Origin of the sequence: Flavobacterium sp. XGLA_31 (genome assembly GCF_051547105.1) — a bacterium.
Taxonomy (GTDB): Bacteria; Bacteroidota; Bacteroidia; order Flavobacteriales; family Flavobacteriaceae; genus Flavobacterium.
Genome location: NZ_JBPTTM010000004.1, coordinates 97,158 through 110,818 on the forward strand (window position 1 = coordinate 97,158; position 13,661 = coordinate 110,818).

At 36.0% G+C, this 13,661-nt stretch carries 13 protein-coding genes; 1 reads left to right on the forward strand and 12 read right to left on the reverse strand.

What is annotated here, in order from left to right:
- Positions 1 to 27: 27 nt before the first annotated feature.
- Together ACSVH6_RS09225 and ACSVH6_RS09230 are read right to left on the reverse strand one after the other, a co-directional pair.
- Positions 28 to 906 carry a TorF family putative porin gene (locus ACSVH6_RS09225; RefSeq protein ID WP_438077740.1) on the reverse strand — a complete coding sequence of 293 codons (879 nt, stop codon included), beginning with the start codon at positions 904 to 906 and terminating at the stop codon, positions 28 to 30.
- Complete coding sequence (locus ACSVH6_RS09230) at positions 896 to 3,004, reverse strand: ATP-binding protein (protein ID WP_438077742.1); 2,109 nt, start codon at positions 3,002 to 3,004, stop codon at positions 896 to 898. The genes ACSVH6_RS09225 and ACSVH6_RS09230 overlap by 11 nt, the downstream gene beginning before the upstream one ends.
- Positions 3,005 to 3,197: 193 nt before the next feature.
- Between ACSVH6_RS09230 and ACSVH6_RS09235 the strand changes: the two genes are divergently transcribed.
- Positions 3,198 to 4,208: an FAD:protein FMN transferase gene (locus tag ACSVH6_RS09235; protein WP_438077745.1), complete on the forward strand. Its 1,011-nt coding sequence runs from the start codon at positions 3,198 to 3,200 to the stop codon at positions 4,206 to 4,208.
- 49 nt (positions 4,209 to 4,257) lie between these two features.
- Here the strand turns inward: ACSVH6_RS09235 and ACSVH6_RS09240 are convergent, their stop codons facing one another.
- The 10 genes from ACSVH6_RS09240 to ACSVH6_RS09285 all read right to left on the reverse strand — a co-directional run bounded on the left by ACSVH6_RS09240 (position 4,258) and on the right by ACSVH6_RS09285 (position 13,653).
- Positions 4,258 to 5,118, reverse strand: coding sequence for a T9SS type A sorting domain-containing protein (locus tag ACSVH6_RS09240; protein WP_438077747.1), 861 nt, complete (start codon positions 5,116 to 5,118; stop codon positions 4,258 to 4,260).
- A 4-nt stretch (positions 5,119 to 5,122) separates the two neighbouring features.
- Positions 5,123 to 5,656, reverse strand: coding sequence for a YceI family protein (locus ACSVH6_RS09245; protein ID WP_438077748.1), 534 nt, complete (start codon positions 5,654 to 5,656; stop codon positions 5,123 to 5,125).
- A gap of 11 nt (positions 5,657 to 5,667) precedes the next feature.
- The gene (locus ACSVH6_RS09250; protein ID WP_438077750.1) at positions 5,668 to 6,012 is read right to left on the reverse strand and encodes a hypothetical protein; all 345 of its coding nucleotides are present in this window, start codon (positions 6,010 to 6,012) and stop codon (positions 5,668 to 5,670) included.
- 6 nt (positions 6,013 to 6,018) lie between these two features.
- Positions 6,019 to 6,888: a DUF5777 family beta-barrel protein gene (locus ACSVH6_RS09255; protein ID WP_438077752.1), complete on the reverse strand. Its 870-nt coding sequence runs from the start codon at positions 6,886 to 6,888 to the stop codon at positions 6,019 to 6,021.
- 13 nt (positions 6,889 to 6,901) lie between these two features.
- Positions 6,902 to 7,294, reverse strand: coding sequence for an OB-fold protein (locus ACSVH6_RS09260; protein ID WP_438077754.1), 393 nt, complete (start codon positions 7,292 to 7,294; stop codon positions 6,902 to 6,904).
- A gap of 152 nt (positions 7,295 to 7,446) precedes the next feature.
- Positions 7,447 to 9,639, reverse strand: coding sequence for a B12-binding domain-containing radical SAM protein (locus ACSVH6_RS09265; protein ID WP_438077756.1), 2,193 nt, complete (start codon positions 9,637 to 9,639; stop codon positions 7,447 to 7,449).
- Between the two features lie 27 nt (positions 9,640 to 9,666).
- Positions 9,667 to 10,380, reverse strand: coding sequence for a DUF4369 domain-containing protein (locus ACSVH6_RS09270; protein WP_438077758.1), 714 nt, complete (start codon positions 10,378 to 10,380; stop codon positions 9,667 to 9,669).
- An 81-nt stretch (positions 10,381 to 10,461) separates the two neighbouring features.
- Positions 10,462 to 12,324, reverse strand: a complete 1,863-nt coding sequence (locus tag ACSVH6_RS09275; RefSeq protein WP_438077760.1) for a peptidase M61 — start codon at positions 12,322 to 12,324, stop codon at positions 10,462 to 10,464.
- 123 nt (positions 12,325 to 12,447) lie between these two features.
- Positions 12,448 to 12,723 (reverse strand): TIGR03643 family protein, encoded by a 276-nt coding sequence (locus ACSVH6_RS09280; RefSeq protein WP_438077762.1) that lies wholly within the window; start codon positions 12,721 to 12,723, stop codon positions 12,448 to 12,450.
- A 105-nt stretch (positions 12,724 to 12,828) separates the two neighbouring features.
- Positions 12,829 to 13,653, reverse strand: coding sequence for a sterol desaturase family protein (locus ACSVH6_RS09285; RefSeq protein ID WP_438077764.1), 825 nt, complete (start codon positions 13,651 to 13,653; stop codon positions 12,829 to 12,831).
- Positions 13,654 to 13,661: the final 8 nt, after the last annotated feature.

Genomic DNA, 13,661 nt, shown 5'->3' on the forward strand with positions numbered 1-13,661 from the left:
TCTGAACTAAAGTTCGGAGCTTTTTTACTAATAACAAAAACTAATCCCGGCAACTAAAAAGTTTTTACCAAACGTTTCCGTATTATGTTTGGCTCCATTGTGTATGTAATTTAAAGACAGTGGCATGGTGATGCCTTTCCCTAAATCAATTTCTTTCATTACTTTGATTCCCAAATTCACAAAGGAAACTTCGTCAGTATCAGCATACGAATAATACTGGGCTTTATTATTAAGAACCGCTCCAATAATCGGTGACAATTCGATATTCTGAAACGCTTTCCCGGATGATTTTTCAAATAATGTGAATGTATAACCCAACTCCAGATAAGTCGTGAAATTCTGTTTGGGGTTTTCTCCGTTACTGTCATACCTATAATCATTTCCCGCAATCAATGTACTTATGGTAGCGTTAAACGGATATTTATAACCTTCCGAAAAATCAAAAAAGAGCATAGCATCTACTGTTTTTACACCATCTGTCCCATAGTTAAAAAAACGGTTATTCACTCCTTCCACTTTACTTACTGAAGGCCAATAGTAATCCCAAAGCTGGAATTGCAGATAATCATTGATTTGATAAGTCGCGTAAAAATCAATTTCCTGATATCCTTTATATGCGGTCTCGCCATCAGGATAAAAATAATCTTTCTTAAAATTAGTGGTTGCCCAAAAGCCTAACGACAATTTTGGTGTAACGGCATATTGAATTGTTGGCTGAACAGCAACATAATCACCACCCCAACACTGACCCCGCCAAAGATATCGACTGACCACGTCCAATGTTAATTCGAGCTTTTTTTCCTTAACCAAATTGGTTGTGTCAGATATTGACTCTTTTTCCTGTGAAAAACAGAAGCTCGAAAAGAAGCTCATCATCACAACAAATGTGCTGATTTTAAGTTTCATGTCTTTTCTCTTTGTATAGGTATTTATCTATCAATTCAAACAATCGTTCTCTGTTAAGCGGTTTTGTGATATAATCTGTAAATCCGGCTTCTTCAATTTTTAATTTATCATCTGAAGAAGAATAAGCAGTTTGAGCAATTATTGGTAGAGTTGGCCGCATAGGTAAGATTTGCTCCAAAGCTTCGAAACCGTCCATCAGCGGCATTTTGATATCCATCAATACCAAATCAATGTTGGGATTATTGAGACAAATATCCACCGCTTCCCGACCATTGATAGCTCTGATGATTTTAAAATTAGTATTTTGCATCATCTTTTGAAACAGTAAGAAATTAATATTATCATCTTCAGCAATCAAAATTACTTGCTCTTCCGACTTGTTCGTTTCGATGGTATTTACCTGTTTTACAACAATATGCTCAACCTTAGCATATTTCAACGGAATAGAAAAATAAAACACAGAGCCCTCTCCTACTTTTGATGACAAACTGATTGTACCGCCAAGCAATTCAACGTATGCCTTAGAAATAGCCAAACCTAAACCCAGTCCACCAACTTTGACAGAAATATCGCTGTCAACCCGCTTAAAACGATCAAAAATATTTTTGTGATGGTCTTCGTCAATTCCTAAACCGGTATCCCTTACTGTGAAATTGATTAACTCATTCGCTTCATCAATTTCATATCCAAAAGTTACTTCTCCCTGATCTGTAAATTTGATAGCATTGGTAAGCAGATTAATGATTACCTGTTTCAGTTTAATATCGTCTGTGATGATATTAAACTCTGCCGGTTTATTTGATTTTATCAGTTTAAAATCAATTGCTTTGTTTTTAATGGTAATTTTAATGGTTTCATAAAGCTCATTGACACAAGATTCCAAATTAACCGTTGCATAATTTGGGATAATCTGATTAGAATCAATTTTGGACATTTCAATCAAATCATCGATGATGGAAACTAAATTTTTTCCGCTTTTTTCAATCACGTTCAAATACTCTAATTTCTCTGTTTCATTAACGTCTGTATTAATAATCAATTCTGTAAAACCATTGATAGCATTCATTGGTGTTCGAATCTCATGCGATAAATTGGCCAAAAAAGAGGATTTTAAGCGATCGCTTTCTTCCGCCTTGATTTTAGCATTGATTAATTCAATTTTCTGATTGCTGTTCTCTTCGAACAAATTTCCGATATAACTAAATTCTCCGGTAGTTTTTTTCAATTCTCTGATAGCCTTACGATTACCTGTTTCCAGAGCTCTTCTCACCAAATCCAACGGATAATAAACCAATCGACGGGTATAAATTAAATTCACCAAAAGATTTATAAAAAAAGCAACAATAATAACATACAACAGGTTAGTCGTATTTTCAAAATAAACATCAAAATTTCGTTTGAATAAAAGCGCTCCTACAAATCGTCCCTCTGAATCTTTTAAATCAAACAAAGAGTGAATTTTATTTTTCTCTCCCGGTAAAATCTGATTGGAATCCATCAACTGAATTTCAGAACTGGTGAGCTTTTCAAGATTTTTTAGAAACTGCTGATCCATTAACCTAACAGCAAAAAAGTAGCCTGAGGTCGGCGTTTTATTTTTCAGCGGATCATTGGAAGGATGAATTGCAGCACCGGTAACCTCAACAAATCCTTCCGGAATCTTCATATAAAAGCGGTTAATCCCCTTTTTATCAAGTAAATCCATTTCCTGTTGAGGAATAAAATCAAGCGTTTTAATTTTAGGTGTTGGTGTGCGGATGATGAATTTTTTATCGGCATCATAAGCTCCTAAATAGTCTGCTTCGTAAATATTCAACTCGTTCCCTATGGTTTCATTGTACCAATGTGCGTCTTTTGTCTTTATGAAGCTAACGAATTCATCCCAATTCGTATCATTGTTAATTGCAACTAAAATTGGTTTTGAATTGACCTCGAGCAACTTATTAACCTCATTTTCAAACTGCTCTACAGAATTATTATAAACTTGTTTCTCTGCCTTTTTAGTGTAATAGAACAAGGCAAAATAAAGTATAATAAAAAATATACTCGAGGAGATAATTAACCAAAGAATTTTGGGAAATGTCTTTTTAAGTGTCATTCAATGAATATTATATTTTTTTAAAAATAAACCAAATAAGTATTATTTCACAGATATCATATAAAAGAAATTAACAAGTTATCAAGTCATTAGTTCTCTTAAATAACACTTTAAATTCGAAAAAAGAGCAGATTACAAACTGCTTTCGGGATTTATATTGTATCTTTAAATTTAATGAAAATATAAAAACCATATGTACAAAATACCTTTTTTAACACTCTTACTTTTATCGGGAATCTTTTCGATAAACGCTCAAAATGAACCCGTTAAGATTGAAGGAAAAGCGCAAGGAACGACCTATCACATCACTTATTTTGATAAAAAAAACAGAAACCTGCAAGCTGAAATTGATGAACTTTTACTAAAATTCGATTTATCAGTTTCAACTTATAATCCTAACTCTATCATTTCCAAAATAAATACCAATCAACCATATGTAAAAGTTGATAAATATTTTATCACTTGTTTTAAAAAAGCCAAAGAAGTTTGGAAAAACACTAATGGTGCATTCGACCCGACCGTTTACCCGCTGGTCAATGCATGGGGTTTTGGTCCCGGAAAAAAACAAAAAATTGAAAAAGTAAAAATTGACAGTATACTGGCGTTTGTTGGCTTTGATTTGATTGAATTAAAAGGCAAAAAAATAATAAAAAAAGACCCGAGGGTAGCGCTTGACTTTAATGCCTTTGCCCAAGGATATTCGGTTGATGTAGTTGCCGAGTTTTTGAATTCCAAAGGAATAACCTCATATATTGTAGAAATCGGAGGAGAAGTATTTGCCCGAGGAAAAAAACCAAACGGTGAAAATTGGAAAATCGGAATCGAAAAGCCTATTGATAATAAAACTTCAGACAATCCGTTGAAAGCGGTTGCCAAACTTGAAAATCTGGCTATTGCCACTTCCGGGAATTACAGAAGATTTATCGTGGAAGACGGTGTCAAATATGCACATCATTTGGATCCTAAAACCGGCTATCCAACCAAAAACAACCTGCTTAGTGCATCTGTTTTTTCCAAAGAATGTATTTCGTCCGATGCTAATGCCACCGGAATTTTAGTTATGGGATTAGAAAAAGCTCAGGAATTTTTAAAAAAGCACACTGAATTGCAAGCCTATTTAATTTATTCTGATGAGAAAGGAAATTACCGCGTTTATGAAACTCCAGGAATAAAGGACTTAATTACTGAAGTTGAAGAGGAATAAAAAAAGCATCTGTTCACACAGATGCTTTAAAAAATATAGAGAAACAAAATTATTTTTGTAAAACCACTTCGTAATTTGAAGTTCCAAACTCATTGGTTAAGCTGATTACATAACTTCCGTTCGCAAAGTTTGACAAATCGATTTGTTTCGTAGTATCAATTACACTATTAGTAACCTTTTCCGAATAAATAATCTGTCCTAAAAGATTAAAAACCTTAATATCACTCACTTGATTTTTCAAATCCAAATTGAAAATTCCTGAAGAAGGCACAGGATAGATAATCACTGCAGGTTCTTTATCTTTTACATCCTCTACTCCAAGGGCAGAAGGAACCCAATCCAACACAATGGTGTTTAAATAGGTATCCCCTGCGAAAGTAGCATGAGTAGCTACATTACTTTTGGTGAATGCAAAGCTGTTGATTTCATTGTGGATGTTATTGGCCCCATCATTCCATGAGCTCTCAACCCATACTTTATACGTTCCGTCAGCTACAGTAGTCCCATTAGTGGTACCCACCACATTTTTCCCGTCCCAAGTAATAGACTTGGCACCAAAAGCGGTTGGTGTAGTTGATGATGTTCTGGTAGCTCCGGTCAAGGCATCTGTGACATTACAGGCACTCCCTGTTGCCACAGTGGTATTGGCACAACCACATTTACTGGACCAAGTGGGTAAATGATCATCTGTACTTACCGAAGTGTAACGACATTTTGTTTTAATAAAAGTCCCTGTGCTGCTTTCAATCCAAACCGCATAAACATTTTTAACCCCTTGATTTAAAGATGGGCTTGTGGGCTGTGGCTGATTATAGGTAAATGTCAGTGTTCCGGCAGTCTGTGCTTTCACTTGGCTTATAAAACAAAACAACATTAATACAGTTGTTATTTTCAGTAAAGTCTTTTTCATGATATTATTTATTTTCTAAAGGTAATTTGATTGTAATTTTTGCAGTTTCCGCTAAAGTCTTTTTGGCTAATGCCGGAACTTCTAGTTTATAGTCGGAGAGTTTTACCGTAAAGACTCCGGAGATTATAACTTTCCCTCCTTCATTAGCAATTGTCATTTTAGTCTTCACTTTGTTGGTTACTCCATGAATCGTTAAATCTCCTTCTACATCATAACTTCCGGCTTTAGCATCATAATTAATGACCTTCCCTTTGAAAGTAGCCTTAGGAAGCTTATCACTTTCCATGTAATTTTCATTAAAATGTTCTTCCATTAAAGGAGATTTGAACTTGAATGATTTTACCATAGCCTGTACTACAAGTTCACCTGTGGCTTTATCAAAAATACTTGACACCGTTTTATTCGTTCCGATAACTTCATCCATAGCCCCCGGAACCGTAGCATCGAATTTGATTTCACCGGCTCTGGCAATCATTTTTTGAGAAAATGTAATGCTGCTTACCAAAAGTACCATTACCAAAATTGCTAACTTTTTCATATCTCTTTTTATTATTGTTGAATCATTCCTTGAGCTACCCAATCTTCAAACATCTTGATTTGGGCACTTGGCAGTTTTCCTTCTGTTGGCATCAACAGTCCACAACTATTCCCATTCATTCTGCAAATAATCGATTCTGAATAAGCGGTAACATCATCATAAGTATCCAATTTAGATCCTTCCTCAGTGCCTCCGACTCCATGACAAGAAGTACATTTTGCGCTCATTAACGGTTTGATATTTGCTTCATAGGTTGGATTGGGCACTGCTCCTAAGACTTCCGAATATGTATTTGATTCACAAGAGGTCAAAAATATTCCCAATACTATTGCTAAAATAAACTTTGCTGTTTTCATAAATAATTAAAATGATCTGTACATGTTAAACCCAAAATAAAGACTTCCTCCTGCATCCCATCTACCGGTACCGTTGGTAAAATAAGCAACATCATTCATTGACTGTGCGCTGGAGAATACCAATTGAAATACGTGGCCTCCGGTTTCAATATCAAAACCAGCTGTTAAAGGATTGTGATAGTATTCATGCTCCATAGCATTGACACGGGCAGCATATTCTAAATTGAAACTGATTCGTTTTGATAATTTATAACGTCCTCCCATTCCAACAACAAACTGGTCTTTTCTGTCGGTTCCGGGTTCCAAGTCATAAAGGTTTTTGTGTATATAAACCGGGGCGATTTCTAACGAGAATGCATCGGAAAATTTTCTGGAAATAAGCAATTGACTTGAATAAGCGAATCGGTTAGATTGTTTGAAATCAGGATATAATGTTTTATCAAATTTTGATGCGTTGATATCCATAGTATTGTATCCTACGATAGTTACCGGAAAACCACCTTCTATTTGATTGGCCAGTCTGTATTTTACAGCTGTTTCAAATGTTTTATTGTATGTATGGCGGGAGACACTCAATTGTAGCCAGTCGGTAACACCATAAATCCCTCCAATTTTCGTTAATGCATTATCCAAACCGAAAAAGTTATTAATTCCCTGTTTCAAATCACCAAAGCGGTGGGAAACTAAAAAATACCATTCGTTTTTGGCAGCCAGTTTGGTTGATTGCATGTTACAAACCTGTAAACCTTTAAAAGCAGCAGAAACTGCTTGTTTTTCTTTGGGCACGGAATCGAGTTCATTCATTAAGTTATCTTGTGCATTCATGTTGAATGCCAATAATAACAAGGCCGAGCTCGCAATTTTAATTAATTTCATTTGAGTTTATTTATTATTGATTAAGGTTGCATTGGTCTAGTTTCAGCTCACCCAAAAGGTCATCATAACCTACTACACGTCCTTTAACTGTAACATCTTGTCCAGTTTTTACAGAGGCATCTGCGGTAGTGAAATTACAATTCACTGAATTATCTAATATTATTTCTTTGCCGTTAACTGAGGTTATTGTACCTGAAACTGCTACCGGTTTTTCTAAATATTTTTTGTTGGATTTGTCTGCGTCAGCAGTAAACTCAGCCACGATATTTTTTGAAGTGATGTTAAATGCGGCCGTTTCCGATTGAATATCTCTTTTCCCTCCGTGGTAAGCATAATAACGAGCGGAGAAAAAACCAACAGCTCCTATAACAATTACAACGGCTAAGATTTTTACAAATTTTTTCATCTTTATTTGGTTTCAAATGGTTAGCCTTAAACAAGCCAACTAATCTTGTATCGATTTTATGTTGGCAAAACAAATAACGATAAAAAAACCCTACTCTGAGAATTCTTAAGATTTTTTAAGAATCGAAAAAACAGCGGTGCTTTACTACAAAACTAAAGGCTTAGCAGGCCATGTTCCTTCAAAGTTTGCATGGGTTTTGAAAACCAAAATAACTCAAAATCATCAAGTTGAACTTCATAATCTTCTTTAAGTTGAGCGAAGGTTATTTTTTTTTCATTTTGTACATTTACCCAATCAAATATCTTCATCAACCACTCGCCATTCTCTCTTGTTACGACAATTTCAAAAGGGGTTATTTTGTTGTGAAATACAAATTGCATCATTTCCCAAGAGTGGCCTTTTTTGTACTTGCTAAATATTGTTGCTTTTGGTTTGGAACCAAGCCAAATAATTCTGGCAGAAGGCTTGCTGATTAAAGCTTCTTTGAATTCTAATGAATTACTTATGAAATTAGGAGCTATAGTTGTATTTGGAATTTTAAAGTCGAACCAGTCTTGCAGGTCGTAGTCAAAACCAATACCGTGCATGTAATTAAATAACGATTTTTTTAAGCCGTAGCTGAACTTATCATGGTTGATTCCGGTTTTGTCTTTAAACTCAATGTCATTGTTCGCAAATAAAATGTCGTTCATTAGTGGAATCACGCCAAATTCTTCAGGAGACATCCCAACCGGACTGTGTGCCGTCATGGCAAACTGATGCCAAAATCCGGATTGCAAAACCCCTGCCTCAAAAAGTTGTCGAACCATTTCCAAACTATCCACTGTTTCCTGAACGGTTTGTGTTGGATATCCGTACATCAGATACGCATGCACCATGATGCCGCTTTCCGTAAAATTTCGGGTCACCTGAGCGACCTGTTCTACGGTAACTCCTTTTTTGATTAAGTCCAATAACCTGTCCGAAGCCACTTCCAATCCTCCGGAAACAGCAATACAACCTGAAGCCTGTAACAACAGACATAAATCGCGGGTAAAACTTTTTTCAAAACGGATGTTCGTCCACCAAGTCACTGTCAGTTTTCGACGGAGAATTTCAAGAGCCACTTCACGCATCAAAGCCGGTGGTGCCGCTTCGTCTACAAAATGAAAGCCGGATTCACCTGTCTGCGCTATCATTTCTTCCATCCTATCCACTAAAGTCTTGGCTGCTACAGGTTCGTACAATTTGATATAATCTAGAGAAATATCACAAAAAGTACACTTTCCCCAATAACAGCCGTGAGCCATGGTTAATTTATTCCAGCGACCATCACTCCACAAAGAATGCATTGGGTTTGCCACTTCTATGACTGAAATATATTGATCTAAATACAAATCGGAATAATCGGGTGTACCAACTTCAATTTGTTTGTAATCCGGTTTTGGTGAATCATTGCGATAAATCACTCTATCTTTTTCCAAAAGAAACGTTCTTTTAAAAAGTGTTTCTGCAGCATCCGTTTGGCAAACGGTTTTCCATAGTAATTCTATGGGTAATTCGCCATCATCCAATGTGATGAAATCAAAGAATTCAAAAACTCTGGGGTCTTTAAGACTTCGGAGTTCTGTGTTTGGGAAACCACCACCCATAGCTACTCTTATGTTTGGATAATGCATTTTTATGTATTGAGCACAACGGAAAGCACTGTATAAATTACCGGGAAACGGAACTGAGAAACATACGAGTTTGGGTTGTACTTCCTCCAAACGATTCCGAAGAACTTTTAATGTAATATGGTCAATGTAAGTAGCTTGATTTTGGAGGAAAGCGTACAACTCGTCAAAAGAATTGGCACTTCTGCCAAGACGCTCAGCGTAGCGGCTGAATCCGAAGTTTTCGTCAACACATTCAACGATAAAATCAGAGAGGTCTTCAAGATAAAGTGTGGCAAGATGCTTGGCTTTGTCCTGCATCCCCATAGAACCAAAAGCCCATTCCATATCCTCTAGTTGTTCGAAACGGGAAGCTTCGGGAAGAAGGTTTCCGCTGCAAATCTGGCGTGCTAAGGTTTGGTTTTTTCCCTGAAGAAATTCGACAACAGCTTCTATGGATTTAATGTAATCATTTTGTAGTGCCTGAATACGTGCCGCATTCTCAGAAAATGATTCGGTTTTAGCTGCAGTAGTTTGAAACAAATCCGTCAAACCTTGTTTGGAGAACAATTGTAGTATCACTTCTATGCCCAAATCCATTTGAAAAGCCGAAATGTTTTTGGTATTCAAAAAACCCTTCAGGTATGCTGTAGCCGGATAAGGTGTATTGAGTTGGGTAAAGGGAGGCGTTATTAATAGAATGTCTTTCATTTATTTCAGCTAATAAACAAAAATACATTATTTCCCGGCTTGTTTTCTTGCGTTAAAATAGGCTGTTAGTTTTTTACCATACAAAGACTTAGCTACTTTAGGTGACATTGTTTTTTGGATGGTATCCAGGTATTTTAAATTGACATCATATATATCAGACAAAGTCACATAGGGAGACACTTCGTAATCACCATGGTTTACAGCAAAATTGATCGTATAAAGGTATTTTCTTTTTTGATTGTTGTCCTGCTGTGCTTCTAATTTGGGAAGCTCGTCGGTCTTTTTGGACTGGTAGGCTTTTATTCTTTTTTCAATAAGTTCCAACTGGGTATCATTAAAACGAGACATCACTTTTTTATATTCATCATACAATTCCTGATTTTTAGAACCGGTGATTTTGGCATCGGCAGTAAAAAAGTCTAAAGAAGTTTCTATGTTCATTTTCCCTTTTTCAGCAAAGAAAGAGATGTTATTGTCTAAAGAATTGGTAACACCCCGATCTAAAAACAGATAGAGCATCTCAGGCGATTGTAAGTTAAACTCACTGGTAAAGTGGGAATCCCCATTGATTTTGATTGTATCAATTGCCACTAAAGTGGTGTCTTTTATACGTTGAATGTATAAGGTTCCTTTTTTCAATCCTTTGATGTTTCCGGTTACCACGAAATTTTTAGTTGATTTTTTTTCGGAACAAGAAGCTAGAACAAGGACTGTAAAAACAGCGAGCAATGATTTGTACATGGTTAATTTTTTGGCAATAATACTAAAAAAATCCTCAATCTGACGGGCAAATTGAGGATTTAAAAAGGTTTATTTACCGGTTTAGCCTTTCAACCAAGCCGTGTTTAATTTTTCTTTAGAAGTATCTGTCATTTTGTATCCTTCAACTTCCATAGTTGTAGTTTTTACAGTACCATTGAGTGTTTGCTCTGCACCGGCTCTTCTGATTTTGACACTAATGGCATCACCGTCTTTCCAACCTTGACTTTCGGTAATCATTTCATAGATATTATCTAAATTATAGGCTTTATCATTGATGGCTAAAATAGTATCATTTCCTTTCAACCCCAAAGTGGTAAAGAAAGCGTTCAAATCCATATCCGGGCGAACTTTAATTTCCTTATTATTTTGGTCTACATAGATGTAAGGTGTTGACTGGTCTTTGAGAAACGGGATTCCCGGCACTTCAATTTTAGCTTTAGTCACTCCCATTTTAGCAAAATAAACGTCATACGGAATCGGCTCTTTTCCGGCTACATACTTGTTCAAAAATTCGCCCACTTCAGGATAAGTAAGTGCCGTAATTTTGGCAAAAAGTTCATCGTCATTGAATGGTTTACTTGGGCCGTATTCTTTGGATAATTTTTTCATTAAATCTAAAACGCCTCGGGCTCCGTTGCTTTTTTCACGAATAATGATATCAATACACATGCCTATCAAAGCTCCCTTTTCATACACATTTAAGTATTGATCTTTATAAGGTTGAACCAAAACATTGGCGCTCATTTCAGTAAACGGCATGGTATCGTTCATGCTGGAAGCGTTATTAATTTTACCCGCCATTCTTTGATAAAACTCATCTGCATCTATCAAACCTTGGTTAACCTGAAACAAATTGGCAAAATATTCGGTAACCCCTTCGTACATCCACAAATGTTTGGACATTTTAGGGTTGTTATAATCAAAGTACTGAATCTCTTTGGCATGAATACTCAAAGGGGTTACGGTGTGGAAAAACTCATGAGAAACCACGTCTTTGATTTGCTCGCCTAAAGATTCTTCCGGCATAGCTTCAGGGAAACAAACAGTAGTTGAAGTATGGTGTTCTAAAGCCCCAAACCCTTTCGCATCCGGCTTTTCCATATCAGACAAATACAACAAAACGCTATAACGCTTATTGGTATTAATCGACCCTAAAAAAGCTTTTTGAGCCCGCATGGTTTTTTCCAAATAAGGCAACAAGGTTTTGGCTGAATGTTTCCCGGTTGGAGAATACACACTGAATAAAATCTCCATTCCGTCCACAGTAAAAGTTTGATAGTCGGGTTTGGAGTACATGATGGGATTATCCACCAAGTCAAAATAACGATTCGCTACAAAATTATCAGAAGTATCACTTTTGTCTGTATCTACCATCGAAGTAGCCCCGAAAAGTGTGGCTGGGTGTTTTATAGTAACATTGTATTTAATTTCTTTTTTATTGTCAAAGTATCCGACAAAACAGTGATTGTTCAACATAAAATTGGCGCCTTCTAAAATGTTGCTCCCTGCCGGTGAAAATATTTCTTTTCCGAAACCGGCTCCTCCCTCAACATCATAAGTATCATTAACCCAATAAGTCACTTTGGCTAAAGTTTTAGCATTATTAATTTTCCAAGAATTATCATCGGTTTTGGAAGTCGTTAATTCTTTTCCGCTTTTGTCAAAGGCCTTTAAATCGTCTACCAGTTTTCCGTAATTATCGGTAGAATAGGTTCCCGGAACTGTTTTGGGAATATGAAATACGATATCATTAGACGTCAACTTTGGCGGCGTTACTGTTACCATTACCTTATCGTCTTTCACCTGATTTAAGTCAATAGCTACTTTAACTTCTTCGGCAGCAGCCGGAGCTTTTTTTTGTGCAGTTGCATTAAAACTGAAAACAGATAAAGCAAAAAAGGCACTAAGAATTAGTTTTTTCATTTCTAAAGGTTTGAATTTTCAAATAAGTCAACAAATGTAACCAATAGTTACAATCGGCCTATTTTTTTGAGGTTTGATTAACATTGTACAATAAAAAACTCCTGTTTCCAGGAGTTTCGCTTTTTAGTCAAATTTATTTTTGATGTAATATTTACTATCTAACTCATCATCGAAATCGTCAATTATAGGTTTGGGTTTGGGTTTGCTTCCGGCAGCTTTCTTTTTCCAAAGTTCAAAATTATCTTTAGACAATCTTTTTCGCATCAATTCGGTCACTTCATTCTCGGTTAACCCAAATTCTTCCTTAATCACTTCAAAAGGTTTTCTTTCCTCTTGTGCCATGCTGACAACTCTTTCAATTTGTTCGTTGTCAAATTCTGCTAGCTTACTTTTTTTCATTTCTGTAAAAGCATTTTAATAAATAGATTTCAACTGACTTATTTGTATTTCAATATTAATAAAAAAAATAATTAGTTCCCAAATCAGGCTCTTATTTTTTTAATCCTACGATTTGGGCGAACGGTATTTCTGGAAAGGAATTGACAGTAAATTTCCCAATCGATTATTTTCTTCAGGCTTCATATGGGTATCAACACCATAAATCAGTTGGTCTCGGTCTAAGGTTTTGAAGGTCCCGAAAAGCCGGTCCCAAACAGCAAATATATTACCGTAATTACTATCCGTATAGGGCAACACATAGTGATGGTGAACTTTATGCATGTCGGGCGATACTATAAAGTAACTCAGAAAAGTATCCAATTGTTTAGGCAATACTATATTGGCATGATTGAATTGTGTAGCCACTACGGAAAGCGTTTGATACAAAAACACCATCCACATTGGAGTTCCGATAACTAAAACACCCAAAGTGGTAAAAATAAAACGGAGCACACTTTCGCCCGGATGGTGCCTGTTGGCAGAAGTTGTATCAATATAAGTATCGGTATGATGGATCAAATGAAAACGCCATAAGAAACGTACTTTGTGCTCAATCAGATGAACCAAATAGGCTCCGATTAAATCCATCAGTAAGAGCCCCAGAATGGTATGCAACCACAAATTTCTGACGGGTAACCAATATAAAATTCCAAATCGATTTTCATTGGTCCAATTGGCTGTCGATATTAAAATCAGAGCCAAACAAAAATTGACAATCATTGTGGTTATTGTAAAAAAAATATTGATTCCAGCATGTTGCCATTTGTTATAACCGAATTTAATGAAAGGAACAGCCGTTTCAATCAACCAGAAAAAAGCTATTCCTCCGGCCAAAATCAAAGCTCGGTGCGAGGAAGGAATCGTTGAGAAATACTGAATTATATCGTTCATTCGTTCAA